Annotated in this window: 18 protein-coding genes and 1 riboswitch; of the genes, 10 read left to right on the top strand and 8 right to left on the bottom strand. The window is 32.0% G+C overall.

From position 1 onward, the window contains the following. The first annotated feature begins 76 nt into the window (after positions 1-76). Positions 77-721 (top strand): pyridoxamine 5'-phosphate oxidase, encoded by a 645-nt coding sequence (pdxH, locus tag AC9UFV_RS04910; RefSeq protein WP_509573388.1) that lies wholly within the window; start codon positions 77-79, stop codon positions 719-721. Between the two features lie 7 nt (positions 722-728). Here pdxH and AC9UFV_RS04905 read toward each other — a convergent pair whose 3' ends face one another. Beyond that, entirely contained in the window at positions 729-2,438 is a 1,710-nt protein-coding gene (locus tag AC9UFV_RS04905; protein WP_509573386.1) for a sodium:solute symporter family protein, read from the bottom strand. A gap of 113 nt (positions 2,439-2,551) precedes the next feature. Next, the gene (locus AC9UFV_RS04900) at positions 2,552-5,047 is read right to left on the bottom strand and encodes a PIG-L family deacetylase (protein WP_509573384.1); all 2,496 of its coding nucleotides are present in this window, start codon (positions 5,045-5,047) and stop codon (positions 2,552-2,554) included. A 138-nt stretch (positions 5,048-5,185) separates the two neighbouring features. Between AC9UFV_RS04900 and AC9UFV_RS04895 the strand changes: the two genes are divergently transcribed. The 3 genes from AC9UFV_RS04895 (at position 5,186) to guaB (ending at position 8,698) form a co-directional block, all read left to right on the top strand. Next, positions 5,186-6,211, top strand: a complete 1,026-nt coding sequence (locus AC9UFV_RS04895) for a quinone-dependent dihydroorotate dehydrogenase (RefSeq protein WP_509573382.1) — start codon at positions 5,186-5,188, stop codon at positions 6,209-6,211. 52 nt (positions 6,212-6,263) lie between these two features. Next, complete coding sequence (locus AC9UFV_RS04890; protein WP_509573381.1) at positions 6,264-7,127, top strand: hydroxymethylglutaryl-CoA lyase; 864 nt, start codon at positions 6,264-6,266, stop codon at positions 7,125-7,127. Between the two features lie 98 nt (positions 7,128-7,225). After that, on the top strand, positions 7,226-8,698 hold the full coding sequence (gene guaB, locus AC9UFV_RS04885; protein WP_509573379.1) for an IMP dehydrogenase: 1,473 nt from the start codon (positions 7,226-7,228) through the stop codon (positions 8,696-8,698). 39 nt (positions 8,699-8,737) lie between these two features. Here guaB and AC9UFV_RS04880 read toward each other — a convergent pair whose 3' ends face one another. The 3 genes from AC9UFV_RS04880 to purB all read right to left on the bottom strand — a co-directional run bounded on the left by AC9UFV_RS04880 (position 8,738) and on the right by purB (position 11,972). After that, positions 8,738-9,520, bottom strand: coding sequence for a hypothetical protein (locus AC9UFV_RS04880; protein ID WP_509573377.1), 783 nt, complete (start codon positions 9,518-9,520; stop codon positions 8,738-8,740). 15 nt (positions 9,521-9,535) lie between these two features. Next, a complete protein-coding gene (locus AC9UFV_RS04875; protein ID WP_509573375.1) occupies positions 9,536-10,249 on the bottom strand; it encodes a PrsW family glutamic-type intramembrane protease in 714 nt (237 codons plus the stop codon). A gap of 376 nt (positions 10,250-10,625) precedes the next feature. After that, complete coding sequence (purB, locus tag AC9UFV_RS04870; protein ID WP_509573373.1) at positions 10,626-11,972, bottom strand: adenylosuccinate lyase; 1,347 nt, start codon at positions 11,970-11,972, stop codon at positions 10,626-10,628. 158 nt (positions 11,973-12,130) lie between these two features. Here purB and AC9UFV_RS04865 point away from each other — a divergent pair, with 158 nt between their 5' ends. Next, complete coding sequence (locus tag AC9UFV_RS04865) at positions 12,131-12,805, top strand: TrmH family RNA methyltransferase (protein WP_509573370.1); 675 nt, start codon at positions 12,131-12,133, stop codon at positions 12,803-12,805. A 119-nt stretch (positions 12,806-12,924) separates the two neighbouring features. Here the strand turns inward: AC9UFV_RS04865 and AC9UFV_RS04860 are convergent, their stop codons facing one another. Both AC9UFV_RS04860 and AC9UFV_RS04855 read right to left on the bottom strand, forming a co-directional pair. Further along, positions 12,925-13,956, bottom strand: coding sequence for an iron chelate uptake ABC transporter family permease subunit (locus AC9UFV_RS04860; RefSeq protein WP_509573368.1), 1,032 nt, complete (start codon positions 13,954-13,956; stop codon positions 12,925-12,927). 1 nt (position 13,957) lies between these two features. After that, positions 13,958-15,100, bottom strand: a complete 1,143-nt coding sequence (locus tag AC9UFV_RS04855; protein WP_509573366.1) for an ABC transporter substrate-binding protein — start codon at positions 15,098-15,100, stop codon at positions 13,958-13,960. A gap of 92 nt (positions 15,101-15,192) precedes the next feature. Then, positions 15,193-15,466: riboswitch (cobalamin riboswitch) on the top strand. Between the two features lie 76 nt (positions 15,467-15,542). Between AC9UFV_RS04855 and AC9UFV_RS04850 the strand changes: the two genes are divergently transcribed. The 5 genes from AC9UFV_RS04850 (at position 15,543) to AC9UFV_RS04830 (ending at position 19,659) form a co-directional block, all read left to right on the top strand. After that, on the top strand, positions 15,543-17,465 hold the full coding sequence (locus AC9UFV_RS04850) for a TonB-dependent receptor plug domain-containing protein (protein ID WP_509573364.1): 1,923 nt from the start codon (positions 15,543-15,545) through the stop codon (positions 17,463-17,465). A gap of 170 nt (positions 17,466-17,635) precedes the next feature. Further along, positions 17,636-18,145 carry a GFO_1088 family ECF-type sigma factor gene (locus tag AC9UFV_RS04845; RefSeq protein WP_509573362.1) on the top strand — a complete coding sequence of 170 codons (510 nt, stop codon included), beginning with the start codon at positions 17,636-17,638 and terminating at the stop codon, positions 18,143-18,145. Further along, a complete protein-coding gene (locus AC9UFV_RS04840) occupies positions 18,132-18,581 on the top strand; it encodes a PG0215 family putative anti-sigma factor (protein ID WP_509573360.1) in 450 nt (149 codons plus the stop codon). The genes AC9UFV_RS04845 and AC9UFV_RS04840 overlap by 14 nt, the downstream gene beginning before the upstream one ends. A 5-nt stretch (positions 18,582-18,586) precedes the next feature. Beyond that, positions 18,587-19,120: a GFO_1090 family protein gene (locus AC9UFV_RS04835; RefSeq protein ID WP_509573358.1), complete on the top strand. Its 534-nt coding sequence runs from the start codon at positions 18,587-18,589 to the stop codon at positions 19,118-19,120. Positions 19,121-19,122: 2 nt separating this feature from the next. Next, the gene (locus tag AC9UFV_RS04830) at positions 19,123-19,659 is read left to right on the top strand and encodes a GFO_1091 family lipoprotein (protein WP_509573356.1); all 537 of its coding nucleotides are present in this window, start codon (positions 19,123-19,125) and stop codon (positions 19,657-19,659) included. A 51-nt stretch (positions 19,660-19,710) separates the two neighbouring features. Here AC9UFV_RS04830 and AC9UFV_RS04825 read toward each other — a convergent pair whose 3' ends face one another. Next, entirely contained in the window at positions 19,711-20,154 is a 444-nt protein-coding gene (locus AC9UFV_RS04825) for a sterol desaturase family protein (protein WP_509573354.1), read from the bottom strand.

Below are 20,154 nucleotides of genomic sequence, written 5' to 3'. Positions count from 1 at the left end.
ATAAATCAATTATTTTAGATTCGTTATTTTAGAATCAAAATCTAAAATCTAAAATCTAAAATCTAAAATATATTCAATGGAAGATTTAAGCGATTACCGAAAATCATATGAAAAGAGCGCTCTTTTGGAGACTTCAATTCCAGAAGATCCAATTAATTTGTTTCATAAATGGTTTCATGAAGTGGAAGATTTTGGAGGAATAGAAGAGGTAAACGCAATGACTGTTTCGACAATTGGATTGGATGGGTTTCCTAAATCGAGGGTTGTATTATTAAAAAAATACTCCGAAGAAGGATTTATTTTTTATACCAATTATAACTCTGAAAAAGGAAAAGCAATCACTAATAACCCTAATGTTTGTCTGTCATTTTTCTGGCATTCAATGGAGAGACAGGTTATTATTAAAGGAATTGCAGAAAAAACACCAACCAATATTTCCGATGGTTATTTTGAATCTAGACCTGACGGAAGTAAATTAGGTGCCATAGTTTCTAATCAAAGTGAGGTGATTCCTTCACGAGCTATATTAGAAGATAAATTAAAACAATTGGAATTGGATTACCAAGACAAAGAAATCATTCGACCAGAATTTTGGGGAGGATTCCAAATTAAACCTGTTGAAGTTGAATTTTGGCAGGGTCGTCCAAACCGACTTCATGACCGAATTAGATACCAATTACAAGAAGATTTTTCTTGGAAAAAGGATCGTTTATCACCCTAAATTAAGATTATTCAATACTTTCAATAGTTTCGTTTTTACCACTAAATAGTAAGTACTGAAGTAAAGTTGCGATTATAATTGTCATTATTGCGCCAATAAAATTCAACCATAAGAAACTAACAATATCCAAGTAGAAGATATAGAATATCATTAATTGTGTGATAATAGCTCCCCAGAAAATGGCTTTAGCACGAATGTATTTGATATAAAAACCAACTAAGAAAATTCCCAAAACGGTTCCGTAGAAAATAGATCCAATAATATTTACGAGCTGAATTAAATTTTCAAACAAAGTTCCAATACAAGCAAAAAGAATTGCTACAATCCCCCAAAATACTGTAAAAACTTTTGTAGCATTTACATAATGTTTATCCGATTTTTCTTCTTTTAAATTTCGTTTATAAATGTCAATCGCCGTTGTTGATGCCAATGCAGTTAAACCGGAAGCAGTTGATGACATGGCGGCAGATAAAATTACCGCTAATAAAAGTCCGATTAATCCTTTCGGTAAATAATTTAAAATGAAATTGATAAACACATAATCTTTATCGTTTGTTTCTGCTTTTGGATCTGCTTTTGAAATTAATTCCTTTGCCTGTTCTCTTAAATCATTTTCTTTATTGGATAAAGCTGTAAGTTTTTTTCTCAGAATCGGATTGTCGTAATTCTGATTCAAATGATCAATATACAACAAGTTGAACTCCTTTTTTTCTTCAGATAAATCCGCAAGTTGTTTTTCTAAATTCTGATATTCTTCTTTGTAAATAGACTTTTCAATTACGATTTTATTGTTTGGATTGAAATTTAAAGGGACGGGATTGAATTGAAAAAACACAAAAACCATAACCCCAATTAGCAAAATAAAAAACTGCATTGGAACTTTTAGAAATCCATTCATAATCAATCCCATTTGGCTTTCTTTTATTGATTTCCCCGACAAATATCGACCTACTTGAGATTGATCGGTACCAAAATAGGAGAGAGCTAGGAAAAATCCTCCGGTAATTCCACTCCAAAAAGTATATCGAGTTTCAGGGTCAAATGAGAAATCTACTATATTCATTTTGTCATTTGCACCAGCAATATGAAGCGCATTTACAAAAGTCATATCGTTTGGTAATAAATATAAGATTAAGAAAAAAGTTAAAATCATTCCAAACATAATTACAAACATTTGGTGTTTTTGCGTCACGTTTACCGCTTTTGTACCTCCCGAAAAGGTGTAGATAATCACTAATGAACCGATGATGATATTCAGTTGGGTTAAATTCCAACCTAATATTGTTGATAGAATAATTGACGGAGCATAAATGGTAATTCCTGTTCCTAAACCACGTTGTACCAAAAATAGTATAGATGCTAATGAACGCGTTTTTAAGTCAAAACGTTGTTCTAAATATTCGTAGGCGGTAAATACTTTTAATCGGTGATAAATTGGAATGAAAGTCATACAAATAACCACCATTGCTATTGGTAAACCAAAATAAAACTGAACAAAACCCATTCCGTCATGGTAGGCTTGGCCAGGCGTAGAAAGGAAAGTAATAGCGCTAGCTTGGGTTGCCATTACCGAAAGTCCAACTGTCCACCAAGGAGTTTCATTGTTTCCTAAAATATAATCTTTAACATTTCCTGTACTGCCTTTAGTTTTCCAAACGCCATAAATAACGATGAAAAGCAATGTGATTACGAGTATTATCCAGTCAATTTGTTGCATATACTAGGAAAAAATTTGCATAATAATAAAGTAAAATAAGATGTAAAGCGCATTTGCAATTAACACCCAAGTATAGTTTTTCTTCCACAATTTATTTTCATTTTCACTCATCGCTACTTTAATGATATTAAGTTAGAAATCAATCGATAAGCCCCTGAAACCCCTTCCGGTAATTCTCTAAAAAAGCTCAACCCAGTATAAATATAATGCCCTTTCCCGTATTTAGCAATCAATAATGCGCCGTTTTTAGGAGTTTCTCCTTTGTCATTTGAAGATAAAATAGGAGTGAAAGCAGTATCAAACTCATTCGGATAATACAATCCTTGTTCTTGTGTCCAGCCTTCAAAATCTTTTGGAGTTATTTTGTTCGGATAATTTAAAACAGGATGCTTGGGAGCTAAAAAACGAATTTCTGCATTTTCTTCTGTCACACGATCTCTTGATATTTTCAAAGGAAACGGTGCAATATTTTTCGTCACTAATTCATCAGTTGTATTGTATTGAACGATCATTGTTTTTCCTTCATTTACAAAATCAAAAAGCATTTCTTGTTTGAATTTCAGTTCTTTAACGGTATTGTAAGCCCTAATCCCTGTAATTAAAACATCAAAATAGGCTAGTTTTTCTTTCGTGATTTCGCTCGGATTAATTTCTTTCACATCATAACCCATTTGCTTCAAGCTTTTCGGAACTTCATCACCAGCTCCCATTATATAAGCTATTTTTTGATTACCAGTTTTGATATCCAATTTAATGAATTTTGACTCCGAGGTTCTCAGTATTTGTTGCTTTGAAATATGCTCATAATTAATATTAATTTCCTCTTTATCAAATGATTTTCCATTTAAAATTGCTACTGCTTTTGCTGTAATTTCATCTGCATTTTTTGGAGGGAATACTTCGAAATTTACAATTTGTTCTTCCCCTTTTTTGCTCAAGGCAAATGAGATTTCGTTCGGGTTTACTTTCCAATTTGCAGGAAGATCCAATTTCAAAATTCCATTTGTAGCCTCTTTCCCTGCTTTAATCTTAACTCCAATCGTTTTTGATTTACCCGAATTAAATAAGACAACTTTTTCTATTATGGATGTTGTTATTTCAGGAACAATATCCAACGGATTGTAAATTTCCCCTTTGGTTGGATCATTGTATTTATAAATTACATTTCGCTCAAAAGGGATTCTAACGCCATTAATTTCAATATTAAACACCAATTTAACTTCTCTAATTATATCTGCAAATCCAATGTTTTGTTGTTCGTTTACGGTATACATTCCAACTGTTCCTTTTTCGTTTAACCAATAAGGATTGGTATAGTTTACTGTTTCTGGTAATTTAATTTCAAGTTTATTATTTATAGAAATATTATTTTTTAATTCGTTATTTATATTCGTATTTTTTCCTTCTGGCATGGAAACAATACTCTTAAGAATCATTGAATTTGTACTCCTGTTAATTGCTTCAATTTTTATATTTAAAGTACTATTTGGAGTTGCTGTTTGATTTTCAGCCGAACCTTCAAGGTACAAACCAGAACAAGCAGCTATTACCATTTTAAGTTCATCTGATTTAATTGTTTTCCAATGTTCATCATCTAATAATTGAACCATTGAATAGGCTTTCACCAAATTTGGAATGCTTAATCCTGGGTTTTTGAAATCGTATTCTCTTACTATTTTTTGTATTAATTCTCCAACAGCAGAACCGCCTTTCACTCGATTCCAAGTGGTGTCTATTCCATCAAAAATATTGTTTTTATCATTTAACGAAGTTCCTTTAAGAAATTCTAAATATTCCATTTCTTCACCACGACTTCCAGTACTTCCAAATCCTTGCGATTCATGACGACTTCTACTTAATGCCGCAATTTCTTGATTTGATTTTCCGATTGATGGAAAGTAAACACCTATTTGTAAAGAAGATAAATTGGTTTTATCAGCTGCGTCAAATTTTTCTTTACTACCATAAAACCACCAGGATGTATTAAAAAATTGTCTTTTTGGTTGCCAAGGTTTTACCCATTTTAATTGACTTGGAAATACATTTATATTGTTTGCTAAATCGAAACTTTCAACACTCAATAGGGCAGAAGCAGTGTGGTGTCCGTGTGTTGTTCCTGGAGAACGATGATCAAAACGATTGATAATCACATCGGGTTGGAATTTTCTAATTGCCCAAACCACATCGCTTAAAACTTGGTCTTTATCCCAAATTTGCAGAGTTTCGTCAGGGTTTTTTGAGTAACCAAAATCATTAGCGCGAGAAAAAAATTGTTCTCCTCCATCTATTTTTCTTGCTTCAAGTAATTCTTGAGTTCTAATAACACCCAACTGCTCCCGTAATTCAGGACCAATTAAATTCTGTCCTCCATCGCCACGTGTTAATGATAAATATCCGGTTCTGGCCTTTTTCTCATTTGATAAATAAGAAATTAATCGGGTGTTTTCATCGTCGGGATGTGCTGCAATATACAAAACTGATCCTAAGAAATTTAGCTTTTCAATTTGGTTGTAAATGACTGCAGAATTAGGTTTTACGGGTTGTTGTCCAAATGATATTTGTATAAAACTGAAGAAAATTATTAGTAGAATTGAACTCGGTTTTTTCATTATTGTAATCATTATTTGCTTTAGCTTCAAATGTAATAATTTTAATACTTTTATATATAGAAATTTCTCAATTTATTGTAAGTAGATTTAATTTAATTAAAACTATTCTTTACTTTTGTAGCTCACAACAGCACAATCATGTACAAACTTTTAATTCGTCCTTTACTTTTTTGGTTTGATCCTGAAAAAGTACATTATTTTACCTTTTCAGCTATTCGCTTTCTTTCAAAAATACCAGGTGTTTCAGCTATTTTTAGAGCTATTTATGTAGTTGATGACAAAAGATTAGAAACGGAAGTGTTTGGTTTAAAATTTAAAAACCGCATAGGATTAGCTGCTGGTTTCGACAAAGATGCAGTACTATATAACGAATTATCGAATTTTGGATTCGGTTTTATAGAAATAGGAACATTAACCCCTAAACCGCAAGATGGGAATCCTAAAAAGAGATTATTCCGCTTAAAACAAGACGGCGCAATTATCAATAGGATGGGTTTCAACAATAAAGGTGTTGATGCAGCAATTAAAAAACTAAAGAAGAATAAAGGAGTTTTAATAGGTGGTAATATTGGTAAAAATAAGCTTACGGCAAATGAAAACGCGGTTGTAGATTATGTAATTTGTTTTGATGCACTTTATGATTTTGTAGATTATTTTGTGGTAAATGTAAGCTCTCCTAACACACCTAATTTAAGAGAACTTCAAGAAAAAGAACCTTTGACGAAATTATTACAAACCTTGCAAGACTTAAACTCAGCTCGACCAAAACAAAAGCCAATTCTACTAAAAATTGCACCCGATTTGACTGACGAACAATTATTGGATATTATCGACATTGTGAACACAACTAAAATTGCCGGTGTAATTGCTACCAACACCACCATTTCTAGAGAAGGATTGCAATCTGTAAATAAAGCCGAAGTGGGAGGATTGTCTGGTAAACCTTTAACTTCAAGATCAACTGAAGTAATCCGTTTTTTATCTGAAAAAAGCAATAAGTCTTTCCCAATTATTGGAGTTGGAGGAATTCATTCCGCACAAGATGCAATTGATAAATTAGATGCTGGAGCTAGTTTGATCCAACTTTATACCGGTTTTATTTACGAAGGACCAGCATTGGTGAAAGCCATAAACAAAAAAATATTAGAATCTGTTTCGCGTTAATTTATTGTGATTCTTCTTACTGAATTGCTGCATTTTCTCTATATTTGAACCAATGGATCCAATTAAAATAATAGAATGCCCTCGTGATGCTATGCAAGGAATAAAATCGTTTATTCCAACTGCAAGGAAGGTAGCTTATATTCAATCTTTGCTTCGTGTTGGGTTTGATACCATTGATTTTGGGAGTTTTGTATCTGCAAAAGCCATTCCTCAAATGCAAGATACTGCCGATGTATTAGCGCAACTGGATTTATCACAAACCAATAGTAAATTACTCGCTATTATTGCCAATACTCAAGGTGCAATTGCCGCTTCTGAACACAAAGAAATTCAGTATTTAGGTTTCCCTTTTTCGATATCTGAAAATTTCCAAATGAGGAATACTCATAAAACAATCGAAGAATCATTGGTGACTTTGAACGAAATTCTAGAAATTGCTGATAAAACGAATAAGGAAGTCGTTGCTTATTTATCTATGGGATTTGGAAATCCGTATGGAGATCCTTGGAATGTTGATATTGTGGGTAATTGGACAGAAAATTTAGCCAATCGCGGTGTAAAAATCCTTTCACTATCTGATACAATAGGAAGTTCAACTCCAGAAGTAATTCAGTATTTATTCTCCAATTTAATTCCTAAATATCCTAATATTGAATTTGGTGCGCACCTTCATACTACACCTGAAAAATGGTATGAAAAAGTGGACGCCGCTTATAATGCAGGTTGCCGCCGATTTGATGGAGCTATTCAGGGTTTTGGTGGTTGTCCAATGGCAAAAGACACCCTTACAGGAAATATGCCAACAGAAAAATTGCTTTCGTTTTTTACTTCAAATAAGGAGCAAACCAATACTAGTCCGATGAGTTTTGAAAGTGCCTACAATGAAGCAACAAAATTGTTTGGTGAATTTCATTAATTCATTTGAAGCAATTCAAACTATAGCACAGGAATCTTAATATTTGACATATCTAATATTATTTACTATCTTTGCACGCAATTCAACTACAAATTGCAATGATCGCACACAACACAAAAATTATTGGTGAAGGATTAACTTACGATGACGTATTATTAGTTCCTAATTATTCTAATGTTCTCCCAAGAGAAGTTAGTATTCAAACAAAATTTTCTCGTAACATTACTTTAAATGTACCTATAGTATCTGCTGCAATGGATACTGTAACTGAAAGTGCTATGGCAATTGCAATGGCTCAAGAAGGTGGAATAGGAGTTTTACACAAAAACATGACGATTGAGCAACAAGCTGCGAAAGTTAGAAAAGTAAAACGTGCAGAATCAGGAATGATTATCGATCCAGTAACATTGCCGTTAACATCAACTGTTTCAGATGCGAAAAATGCTATGAAAGAATTTGGTATTGGTGGGATACCAATTGTAGATGAAAATAAAACTTTAAAAGGAATTGTAACCAATCGTGATTTGCGTTTTGAGAAAAACAATACACGACCTATTATTGAAGTAATGACTTCAGAAAATTTGGTTACCGTTGCCGAGGGAACATCCCTTGAGCAAGCAGAAGTAGTGTTGCAAGGAAATAAAATTGAAAAATTACCAGTGGTAAACTCCGATTATAAATTAGTAGGCCTTATCACTTTTAGAGATATTACTAAATTAACACAAAAACCAATTGCCAATAAAGATTCTTTCGGTCGTTTGCGAGTAGCTGCTGCCATTGGAGTTACTGGCGATGCTGTTCAAAGAGCAGAAGCTTTAGTAAATGCTGGTGTTGACGCTATAATTATAGATACTGCTCACGGTCACACTCAAGGGGTTGTAAATGTATTGAAAGAAGTAAAAGCAAAATTCCCAAAATTAGATGTAATTGTTGGAAATATAGCTACCCCAGAAGCAGCAAAATACTTAGTTGAAAATGGCGCCGACGGAGTAAAAGTAGGTATTGGTCCTGGTTCTATTTGTACGACTCGAATCGTTGCAGGCGTTGGATTTCCACAATTTTCTGCAGTTTTAGAAGTTGCTGCAGCTATAAAAGGATCAGGAGTTCCAGTAATTGCTGATGGTGGTATTCGTTATACAGGTGATATTCCAAAGGCAATAGCTGCTGGAGCCGATTGTGTAATGCTAGGATCATTATTAGCAGGAACAAAAGAATCACCTGGAGAAACCATTATTTTTGAAGGTCGTAAATTCAAATCTTATCGCGGAATGGGTTCTGTTGAAGCCATGCAAGAAGGATCAAAAGATCGATATTTCCAAGATGTTGAAGACGATGTGAAAAAATTAGTACCGGAAGGAATTGTAGGACGTGTACCTTATAAAGGAGAATTAAACGAAAGCATGCAACAATTTATTGGAGGTTTAAGAGCTGGAATGGGTTATTGTGGTTCAAAAGATATTCCTACATTACAAGATACGGGTCGATTTGTTAGAATTACAGCTAGCGGAATTAATGAAAGCCATCCGCACAATGTTACGATTACTAAGGAAGCTCCAAATTATTCTAGATAAAGAAAAAAGTCGCTAATTTGCGACTTTTTTCTTTATAAATTATTTTAAAATTGTTGTTTTCCAAATAGCTGTGTAAGGATGTAACCATTTTTCTTTTTGAAGGTAATTAAATAAACCTTCTTCAACAACTATTTTAATTGGTTGCTTTAATAAAACCGCTGATGTCTTTTTTGGATATTCAACTTTAACAGAAACTGTATATTCTTTGTAGGTATTTGTTTCTGTATAGGATAAATAACAAGGATTAAGCGCTAAAGCGTATCGGCTTTCAGGATTTCCCATATTGTATTTTGAAGAACTCCATTTAACTTCTTTGGTTTTATTATTAAAACCCTTTTTTATTTCTTGAGATTTCATAAAAAAATCACTCTCAAAAGTTCTTTCACCTGTATCAGATTTAAATAATAAATAAAAGCTTTCTTTTGAAACTTCAGGATAAATAGGGTAAGCCGCAATACTCATGAATATGTTTAAACCATAAATACTGACTTTTTCTTTGAAAGTTAAGTTTTCTCCTTTATCAATTCTATGCATATAATCAATCGTTTTTTCATTATAACATTTAAGAGATGGAATAAACAAAAATAACGTTAATAGGAATAAAATCACCCAAGATGAGAATAAGTAATTGATGGTCTTTTTTCGCCAAAGTACTGCGCCAATTATAATAATTGCTAAACCAATATATCCTAATGCTATATTCCAGGAACAAAGCCATGAATAAATAGTAAATAAGATAAAAATTGAAAATACAATAAGAATTGATATTATTTTTTTAAATGTGACTCTTTTTGGTGTTTTTTCAGCAGAATCTATATCCATAATTTAAATAATAAATTAATTTATTGCTTCCTCTTCAATAGCATGATTTTTTGCAACTGTAATTTTTATCTTTTTCAAACCATATCTCCATAAATAAATTACAAAAACAGTAAATATTATAAGTAGTAATATTGTAATTCCGAAATCAGATTCTCCTATATTTGACGCATACATTAATATAAAATCATAAGTTCCATGAAATAAAACAGGTATCAAAATGCTTAATAATAAGTATTTTCTTTGCTCACCTTGATGGCTCAATTTTGCAATTGAAAGGAAATAACCCATTATTACCGCAAAAAAACCATGACCTGGAACAGACAAAATAGCTCTAAAGAAAGCGGTGCTTAATCCACCATTAAAAACATATAAGATGTTCTCTACCAAAGCAAATCCTAGCCCTACAAATACCGCATAAACAATACTATCATAATGCTCATCAAAAAATTCACTCTTCCAAACCAACCAATATAATATGATAAATTTTGATAATTCTTCTGGTAAACCTGCAACAAAAAAGGCGTCAAAAAAGGATTTTGAAAAAGGAGTGTTAAATGAACTGCCAATATAAGTCATTGGCACATCTATAATGAGTGTCAAAATGATTGATAAAAAACCACCAAAAAAACATTTGGTTAATAAACTAATTGGCTCTTTATTTTTATCTATTCTGAAAATTAAATAAAGAAAAATCATTACAGGTGTTATTGATGCAATTAATAGAGTCATAATTTAAATATTAAATTGGTTAGTTGTTATTAATTTAATCGAGTTTATTCTTTCTCTTTTGGCTTTTCAGATTTTGCCCCGTTTTTATATGGTCTCTGGTCTCCATTTTTATAATAATCTAAATTTAGATATTTCAAATATAAAAATTTAATTTAATTTAACATCATTTCTAATTATTTCTGAAATGTAATTACTTGTATAGTATAAAGAATTCCACTATTACTTATCTTTATCAAGATAATTATTTTATAAATTACCGCAGTCGTTTATTATATCATTCATGGTAGAGTTTTACAGATTATTTTAGCAATTATTATAAACCTAAAACCCGCTAAAAATAATTTCTTAGCGGGTTTTGTTATGATGTTTATGTTTACTAAATTCCTACAAAGTTACTTGGAGTAATTTGCAATAATTCTGCTTTTATTTCATCTGATACTTCTAGAGTGTCAATAAAATTATGAATTGCATTTTTATCAATAGTTTCATTAGTTCTAGTTAATCCCTTTAATGCTTCGTATGGGTTAGGATATCCTTCTCTTCTTAGGATTGTTTGAATTGCTTCAGCAACTACAGCCCAGTTTTTTTCTAAATCTTCGTGAAATTTTGGCTCGTTTAACAGCAATTTGTTCAATCCTTTTAAAGTAGCTTCAAATGCAATTAAAGTATGTCCCATTGGCACACCAATATTCCTTAAAACGGTACTATCAGTTAAATCTCGTTGTAATCTTGATAAAGGTAATTTTGCCGAAAGGTGCTCAAAAATAGCATTTGCCATTCCTAAATTTCCTTCTGAGTTTTCAAAATCAATCGGGTTTACTTTATGTGGCATCGCCGAAGAACCAATTTCACCTGCTTTTATTTTTTGCTTGAAATATTCCATAGAAACATAAGTCCAAATATCTCTATCTAAGTCAATTATAATAGTATTAATTCGCTTTAAAGCATCGAAAAATGCTGCGAAATGATCGTAATGTTCTATTTGAGTTGTAGGAAAAGAATGGTGTAATCCCAAGTTTTCTTCCACAAAATGAGTACCAAATTGTTTCCAATCAATTTGCGGATAAGCTACATGGTGGGCGTTGTAATTTCCAGTTGCGCCACCAAATTTAGCAGCAAAAGGGATATTAAACAACAAACGCATTTGTTCTTCTAATCTCTCTACAAAAACGCCAACTTCTTTACCTAAACGAGTTGGAGAGGCTGGTTGTCCATGGGTTTTCGCTAACATTGGGACGTCTTTCCATTCGACACTTAACTCTTTTAATTTTGAGATTAATGCGATTAAAGAAGGTAAATAAACACTTTCGAATGCTTCTTTTGTAGATAATGGAATTGCTGTATTATTGATATCTTGTGAGGTCAATCCAAAATGGATAAATTCTTTGTAAGAGGATAAACCTAGTTTTTCAAATGCGTCTTTAATAAAATATTCAACCGCTTTCACATCATGATTAGTTGTTTTTTCAGTTTCTTTGATCCAAAGAGCGTCTTGTGTAGAAAAGTTTTTATACAGATTTCTAAGACTATCAAACACCCCTTTATCGATTTCTTTTAACTGCGGTAAAGGAATTTCACATAAAGCGATAAAGTACTCAATTTCAATTAATACTCGGTATTTAATTAAAGCCTCCTCAGAAAAAAAAGGAGCTAACGAAAAGGTCTTACTTCTGTATCTTCCGTCAATTGGTGAAACAGCATTTAATTCGTTTAAAGTAGTCATTGTTGTGTTGTTTTTTGAAAGAGCAAAGATACAGAAATGTTTGAATATAATTGGCTAATAATAATACCGTTTTTGATTTCGTAACGAATTGATTACAATGAGTAAAAAAGTTTTATTAAGTCAAATTTGTTTCTAAATTTACCAAAAATATATTATTAATGGTTGATATTGCTTATTTAGAATATTTAGAAAACATACTTACAGAGAACCGCAAAGAGCGTTTTTTAAACGTTCTCAAAAACAGAACACGTCATTTCACAGTGGCGGTAGAAGATGTTTTTCAAATGCACAATACCAGTGCTGTTATGCGAAGTTGTGAAGTTTTTGGAATTCAAGAGTTACATGTAATTGAACAGCGATTTGGTAAACGAATCGATAAAGAAATTGCAATGGGAGCTCAAAAATGGGTTGATATCAATGCGTTTGATAGTATTACGGGTTGCTTGGATAACTTACAGTCTCGGGGTTATCAAATTATAGCAACCACACCACACGAGGACGATTGTTTATTAGAAGACTTTGATATTTCTAAGCCAAGCGCACTCTTTTTTGGAACCGAACGCGACGGATTATCGGAGGAGATTTTGAAAAGGGCTGACGGATTTCTAAAAATACCTATGGTAGGATTTACTGAAAGTCTTAATATTTCCGTTTCTGCTGCGATAATCATTCAAAACCTAACAGAACGCTTAAGAAAATCCAATATTCAATGGCAATTATCTGAAGATGAAATTATTGAAAAGCGTTTGCAATGGGCGAAAAATACCATTAAAGATATTAAGAGAATTGAGGCGCGTTATTACAGTGAAACGAATAGATTATTAGATAATTGATAAATAGATAATTGTTATATAGATTTCTTTGTGTCTTTTGTGGTGATTAAAAGATAATAGACTAATAGATAATTAATTTTCTTTCCGAACCTTGCGGTTAAACAACTAAACAATTAAAATCAACCCATCATTTTTCTTTTTCTAACTAACAACCAAATCACAATAGGCGCTCCAAAAATTGAAGTGATAGCATTAATAGGTAAAATGATGTCAGTGCCTGGAATTTGAGTAATGCTGTCGCAAATAAGCATAACAATAGCTCCAAAAAGTAAAGTACTCCAAAAAAGAATCTTATGGTTACTAGTTTGAAAAACCAATTTCGAAATATGTGGCACCGCAAGGCCTACGAATGCAATAGGCCCAACAAAAGCGGTAATACTCCCTGCTAATATGCTTGTTGCAAATAGTATAATGTACTTGGTTTTTTTATAGTTGATTCCTAAGCTTCTAGCATAATTTTCTCCTAATAGTAATGCGTTCAAAGGTTTGATGCTAAGCACGCTGAGTAAAATCCCTAAAGCAACACAACTAGTTAATATTCCAATTGAATTCCAAGTTAGGTTCCCAAGATTTCCAAGCGACCAAAAGGTAAATTTCTGAAGTTGCTCCGCCGAACTAAAATAGGTTAAGCTACCAACAATAGCGCTAGTTAAACTTCCAAACATCAATCCTACGATTAATATAGCCATAGTGTCGCGAAGTCGTTTAGCAATTACTAAAACAGAAACCAAGACAAAGAAACTTCCTAAGCTAGAAGCAATAATAATTCCGAATGAGGAAAGGAAAAATTCAGATAGTGAAATAGGTAATAAAGAAGCTCCTAAGATAACAGTCGCTACACCTAAACTTGCTCCAGAACTCAATCCCAACACGTAAGGTCCAGCTAGTGGATTTCTAAATAATGTTTGCATTAATAAACCACTGATAGATAATCCTATACCTATTAAAATTGCAACTATAGCTTTAGGTAGCCTGTAGTTTAAAATAATGTAATTCCAAGACTCTTTACTGCACGATCCATGAAGCAAACTAGTGTAAACATCCTTCAATGGAATGTTTATCGACCCCAAACTAATATTGATTAAAAACAAGAATACCACCCCAGTTATTAGGATAGAAAATAGAAGGGTTGTATTGTATTTAGTATTCAATTTATTCTAACTTTTTAAAGAAATATGGGTTATAGTTTGGTAGTAATTCGGGGTGAAATATTTTTATCAAATCCTTTAAAACCAAATCGGGGCGGGCAGAAGCCAATTCGAAATAAACAATTCCCCCTTTTGGACCTTTATTTATTGCATACGAATATACTTTTTTATTTTTAAAACTTGCAAATTCAGTATAGTGAGAACTGCTTTCACTCATTTGCTTTAGCGAAGAAAAATCACCTGGAGCAATCCAAAACTCAGCATTTTGTCCTTTTTCAAATACCTTTTCAAATGGCAAACTCAAACTTCCAAATCCTTTAGTTTCTTTCCATAAATAGTTCGCTTTGGCATCTCTTAAAAATAACGAAGCCCAACTTTGTCCTTGCGGAACATACCATTGATCTTGGTACATCGCACCACTTATAACCGTTGGAATTATAGTAGTTTTATCAGCTAAAGTCAATGCTTTATTGTAATTATTTTCAATGGAGGTGAAAATGAAATTAGCTTTAGTATCTAAATTGTACAAAGCTCCGAAAAACTTAATCCATTCGGCTTTTCCTAACGGAGATTGCTCTGTCCAATCACCATTGATTAAAACATTTAAACCACTTTTCTTCAAATTATCAATAGTAGTATTGTTATTGTTGATACCAAAAGTTACAATCGCATCCGGCATCATATCGATTAAAACTTCGGTGTTCAAACTTTCATTAACGCCCACTTCCCGAATTTTTCCAGCATCAACTCGATTTCTAGTTTTGGAAGATGAAATAAAATTGGTACTTGGAAATCCGATTAAGGTATTTTCAACATCTAGCATTTCAAGTGCTGGAATATGAGTGGTTGAGGTCACCACAATTGATTGAATTGGCACTGAAATTACTGGAAATTCTTTCAAGCTATCAGGAATAATTCCGTTCCTTCTTTTTAAAATATAGGTAAATCCTTTGGTGGCTTCGGGCCAGGGTTTGGTTACTTTCATTACTGTAAACCCTTTGCAATGATACAATTCTAGTCCTTTAGCATACTTTACGCTATTGGCAACAGCCGAATTTTTAGTTTTCTCATTTGCATCATTTTGTCTGCATCCAAAGATGAATAGCAATAACAAAGTTGTGAAAGAGTATAAAAAATTGCGTTTCATAGAATAATTTGAATTGTGGTACAAATGTAAAAGTTATGTTTGTTTTATTTACTTAAATCTAAAATAATATTATGATAACCGAATCAAAACCTTATATTTGTAGCGTATTAAGGTTGCTGTTTTAAATTTTAAAATAGCATTAAAAGGGAAACAGGTGAATGATTTAAATCATAAATCCTGTGCTGTTCCCGCAACTGTAAGCTAATCAGCTTGTTGTTATCTACAAAACCACTGTTTTAATTGTAGATTTTGAATTTAGATTATAGATTTTTTCAATCTTAAATCAAAAATTAAAAATCTAAAATGGAATGGGAAGGTCAACAACAGGACGCAAGCCAGGAGACCTGCCTATTACGTCGAGTATCAAACTTTCGGGAAAAAAGGTTTGGGTATGGTAAATTCTATACTTTTCTCCCCATTTATTAAGATTATTTTACTGAAAATGAAGAAAAAAGTAATTCACTTTGGTGTATTTGCATTGTTGTTTTGTATGACTACTTATGCCCAAGAACTTGAAAATCAATTGAAAGAAGTGGTAATATCCGATTCGAAATTTGCTTTAGCTAAAGAAAAATCAGGTAAGGTAATTGTGAAAATTACAGCTGATGAATTAACAAAAAAACCAGGACAATCCATTGCTTCTATTTTGAGTACAGTTGTAGGAGTAGAAATTAACGGAAATCAAAGTAGCGGAGGTAAAAATTTAGGAACATACATTCGTGGCGGTCGCAATCATCAAACGCTAATGATTATTGACGGAATTCCTGTCACCGATGCTTCGGGAGTGAATTTAGAATACGATTTACGATATATTTCTGCTGAGCAAGTTGAAAGTATTGAGGTTATGAAAGGCGCTGCGAGTACACTTTATGGTTCGGGTGCTGCTACTGGAGTAATCAATATTACTTTGAAAAAAGCCAGTAAAAAGGAATTAACAGGAAATACTTATTTTAGTTTAGGAACGCAAACCATCGCCGATAAAGTGAATTACCGTCCTCAAGATTTCAATCAAGGGGTAAGTTTGAATGGGACTATTGGAAAAATTAATTATTTAGCAATGTTTAATAGCGTTGAAACCAAAGGGATATCGGAAGCAGAAGGCATCGATTTTGAACCCGATCAATTTTCTAAGATTTCAGCTTTAATGAAAATTGGCTTTAAGCCAAATACTAAATTCTCATTTGATTTCTTTACCAATTTTGATAAGATTAAAAACAACTACGATGGATTTTATGATAATTTCACTTCTGCTGACACACCTTTAAATGTTGCTAAAACACAGCAATTCCGATTTGGATTTTCACCAAAGTACAAATACAAAAATGGAGAATTGGTTTTAAATTCGGGTTTTTCAATAAATGAAAGAAATTATACTTCATTGAATACTTGGTCGAATTCTATTGATAATAGTAGTTATATTTCCAAGTCTGTTGCTATCGACGCCTTCAATAAATACAATTTCTCTAATCAGTTTTTTCTAATCTTTGGAACCCAATTTCAATTCAACGAAATGGATTCTCAAACAGAATTAATAGCGAAGCAAAACGCAAAATTCAATTGGTTTGATACTTATGTTACCGCAGTTTATAATTCGGATTTTGGTTTGAATATCAATGCTGGTGCCCGTTATGACAAACATTCTATTTATAACAACTATTCGGTTTATAACTTTAATCCGTCGTATTCATTATCGAACATTGATTTAAAATTAATTGCATCTTATAGCACTGCTCATATTACTCCGAGTTTGTACCAATTATTTTCGCCTTACGGAAATTTAGCATTAACACCTGAAAAGAACAATACTATAGAACTTGGGTTTGAAAAAGATTTGTTAAATAAAAAAATTCAATTCAATACCGTTTGTTTTTATAGAGAAGAAAACAATTCAATTGGTTTTTTTACCAATCCAATAACTTGGGCTTCCAATTATATTAATATAGATGGTTCCAATAATGCTAAGGGAATTGAGTCGATGTTTTCTTATGTTGCTACAAATAATTTAAAATTAAAGGCCAATTACACCTTTACAGAAGTTGAAGAGCCTTTGAAAAGGTTGATTCCAAAGCACAAGGCAAATGTTTCTATCGATTATGATTATTCTGATAAGGCATCTTTCAATTTATCTTATCAATACGTTGATTCCCGAAAAGACCTGTTTTTTGACGGCGGGACCTATCAAACAGTACCAGTTCAATTGGATTCGTATCGATTGCTTAATGCGATGACAAATTTTAAAATCATTAAAAATAGATTCAATTTATTTGCGAGCGTAAACAACATTTTAAATGCTAATTTCACCGAAAATATAGGCTATAGCACTCGCGGTAGAAATTTTAAAATTGGTATAAATATATTATTTTAGTAGAAATAGTAGGTAATTTGCTATATTCTAATAGATAATTCAAAATATCCAATTAAATAGATATTATTTGCATTTTTCATTTTCATTTTAATTGTATATTTTAATGTTATATCTTGTAACATAATTTATACTTTATCGTCTTCATTATATAACAGCCTCAAAACAAGTCAATGAATCAAAATGATTTTGTAAAATTAATTACGCCATTTAAAGACAAACTTTTTCGTCTTTCCAAACGAATATTGGTAAGCACTGAAGAAGCAGAGGATGCAACACAAGAGGTGATTTTGAAATTATGGAATAACAAAGAGAACCTAGATTCGTATAAAAATATTGAAGCTTTTTCGATGACAATGACCAAAAATTATTGTTTGGATCAGTTGAAAGCGAAGCGATCGGGAAATTTAAAATTGGTTCATGATAATTATATTGATAGAGAGCCAAGTTTAGAAAACCAATTGGAAGTAAAAGATAGTTTGAATTGGGTTGAAAAAGCAATAAACGAATTGCCAGAACAACAAAAACTCATCATTCAAATGCGAGATATTGAAGAATATGAATTTGAAGAGATTGCCAAAATAATGGATATGAACGAAACGGCGATACGAGTTGCTTTGTCAAGAGCAAGGAAATCGATAAGAGCGTTTATGCTAAAAACAAATGATTATGGAATTAAATAGAATAGAAACTATTTTAGAAAAATATTTTCAAGGAGAAACCAGTGTTTCAGAAGAAATAGAATTGAAAAATTACTTTTCTTCATCAGATGTTGCGCAGCATTTGGAACAATACAAACCTTTATTTGGTTATTTCTCAGAAGCGAAAGCACAGGAGTTTAAGCAAACGGTACCGCTACAAGCTAAAAAACACAATGTTGCGTGGTTATCAATTGCAGCTTCGGTTGTAGTTTTACTTGGAATTAGCACTTTTACTTATTTACATCATTCACAAGAACCGCATGATTTAGGCACCTATGATAGTCCAGAAGCTGCTTTCGAAGCTACACAAAAAGCACTTTCGATGTTGTCTAAAAATGTAAATGTAGGAATTGAAAGTGTGTCTTATATTAACGAGTTTCAAAACTCAAAAGAATTAATTTTTAAACAAAATAAATAGAAATCATGAAAAAATTAGTATTATTATTGATGTTTAGTGTATTGCCAGCCGCTTTTTATGGTCAAGCAGCATTTGATAAATTTGACGGTCAAGATGATGTAACTTCAGTTGTTGTAAACAAAAAAATGTTTGAAATGATGGGAAGTGTTAAAATGGAAAATAAGGATAAAGCTTCGCAGCAATATTTGAATTTAATAAAAAAGTTAGATAATTTAAAAGTATTTACTACCACTAGCACTAGAGTAACTTCTGAAATGAAAACTACTGCTGATAAATACATGAAAACGTCAGGGTTAGAAGAATTAATGAGAATTAACGATGGTGGAAAAAACATTAAAATTTGGGTAAAATCAGGCACTAAAGACTCACAAATTAAAGAGCTTTTGATGTTTATGGAAGGTACTTCAAAGGGAAATGAAACCGTTTTAATGTCTTTAACCGGTGATTTTGATTTGAATGAAATCTCAGTTTTGACTGACAAAATGAGACTTCCTGGGGGTGATGAGTTAAAAAAAGCTACTAAAGGTAAAAAACAATAGTTATGAAGCGTATTTTTTTTCTTATAGCAATTGTGAGTTTTTTAATTTCAAGTTGTAATAACGAACCCTCTTTACAAAAGTATTTCGTGGAAAAAACAGACAACAAGAACTTCGTAGTTTTAGATTTATCTCCAAAAATGTTGAATATAGATAGTATAAAATTAACTTCAGAAGAAAATGCAGCTTTAAAATCATTTGAAAAAGTAAACATTTTGGCTTTTAAATTAGATAAAAGTAATAAGTCTGAATTTGAAACAGAGAAAGTTAAAGTTGGTGAAATCTTGAAAGAAGAAAAATACCAACAATTAATGAAATTTGGTTCAGGAAAAAATGGCGCTTCTGTTAGTTTTATTGGTGATACTGAACATATTGATGAATTCGTATTTTATGCAAATAATAAGGAAAATGGATTTGCTATAGTAAGAGTTTTGGGAAAAGATATGAATCCCACTGGTATTTTTACCTTGATGTCGGTTTTAAAAAATGCTAATGTAAATTTGGAACAATTAAAACCTTTACAGCAATTGATTGCAAAGTAATATTTTGATTTGGTTATAACAAAAAAGCGTTCCTATTTGGAACGCTTTTTTTTATTTTTTGAAGTATTTAAAAGGCACTAGTAACATACCAAAACATTCACCATCTTCTTTTCCTGTATGTTTGTGATGCATTTTATGCGCTCTTCTCACCGCTCTAGAATAAACGTTATTCGCATTTCTAAATAATTTAAATCTCTGGTGGATAAAAATGTCGTGAACTATAAAATAAGCCAAACCGTACGCAAAAATACCTAAACCAATTGCTAATCCTAAATCGAAGATTTCATATCTCCAAAGGAAGAAAAACCCCATGCTGACAACAGCATAGAAAATAAAAAACAAGTCGTTTCTTTCAAACCAAGAATCGTGGTCCTTTTTATGGTGATCTGCATGTAAAACCCACAAAAATCCGTGCATTATGTATTTGTGACTAAACCAAGCCATAAATTCCATAAAGAAAAAAGTAGCGAAAAAGACAACAATATAAATCCACAT

The organism is Flavobacterium sp. (genome assembly GCF_044349645.1).
Lineage (GTDB): Bacteria > Bacteroidota > Bacteroidia > Flavobacteriales > Flavobacteriaceae > Flavobacterium.
The sequence above is the reverse complement of the archived record's forward strand: the minus strand, read 5'-3'. Positions and strand labels throughout refer to the sequence as shown.

Excerpts from the sequence above, each read along its gene's own strand:
- pdxH (WP_509573388.1), top strand. The coding sequence starts at position 77 with ATGGAAGATTTAAGCGATTACCGAAAATCATATGAAAAGAGCGCTCTT.
- AC9UFV_RS04905 (WP_509573386.1), bottom strand. The coding sequence starts at position 2,438 with ATGCAACAAATTGACTGGATAATACTCGTAATCACATTGCTTTTCATC.
- AC9UFV_RS04900 (WP_509573384.1), bottom strand. The coding sequence starts at position 5,047 with ATGAAAAAACCGAGTTCAATTCTACTAATAATTTTCTTCAGTTTTATA.
- AC9UFV_RS04895 (WP_509573382.1), top strand. The coding sequence starts at position 5,186 with ATGTACAAACTTTTAATTCGTCCTTTACTTTTTTGGTTTGATCCTGAA.
- AC9UFV_RS04890 (WP_509573381.1), top strand. The coding sequence starts at position 6,264 with ATGGATCCAATTAAAATAATAGAATGCCCTCGTGATGCTATGCAAGGA.
- guaB (WP_509573379.1), top strand. The coding sequence starts at position 7,226 with ATGATCGCACACAACACAAAAATTATTGGTGAAGGATTAACTTACGAT.
- AC9UFV_RS04880 (WP_509573377.1), bottom strand. The coding sequence starts at position 9,520 with ATGGATATAGATTCTGCTGAAAAAACACCAAAAAGAGTCACATTTAAA.
- AC9UFV_RS04875 (WP_509573375.1), bottom strand. The coding sequence starts at position 10,249 with ATGACTCTATTAATTGCATCAATAACACCTGTAATGATTTTTCTTTAT.
- purB (WP_509573373.1), bottom strand. The coding sequence starts at position 11,972 with ATGACTACTTTAAACGAATTAAATGCTGTTTCACCAATTGACGGAAGA.
- AC9UFV_RS04865 (WP_509573370.1), top strand. The coding sequence starts at position 12,131 with ATGGTTGATATTGCTTATTTAGAATATTTAGAAAACATACTTACAGAG.
- AC9UFV_RS04855 (WP_509573366.1), bottom strand. The coding sequence starts at position 15,100 with ATGAAACGCAATTTTTTATACTCTTTCACAACTTTGTTATTGCTATTC.
- AC9UFV_RS04850 (WP_509573364.1), top strand. The coding sequence starts at position 15,543 with ATGAAGAAAAAAGTAATTCACTTTGGTGTATTTGCATTGTTGTTTTGT.
- AC9UFV_RS04845 (WP_509573362.1), top strand. The coding sequence starts at position 17,636 with ATGAATCAAAATGATTTTGTAAAATTAATTACGCCATTTAAAGACAAA.
- AC9UFV_RS04840 (WP_509573360.1), top strand. The coding sequence starts at position 18,132 with ATGGAATTAAATAGAATAGAAACTATTTTAGAAAAATATTTTCAAGGA.
- AC9UFV_RS04835 (WP_509573358.1), top strand. The coding sequence starts at position 18,587 with ATGAAAAAATTAGTATTATTATTGATGTTTAGTGTATTGCCAGCCGCT.
- AC9UFV_RS04830 (WP_509573356.1), top strand. The coding sequence starts at position 19,123 with ATGAAGCGTATTTTTTTTCTTATAGCAATTGTGAGTTTTTTAATTTCA.
- AC9UFV_RS04825 (WP_509573354.1), bottom strand. The coding sequence starts at position 20,154 with ATGTGGATTTATATTGTTGTCTTTTTCGCTACTTTTTTCTTTATGGAA.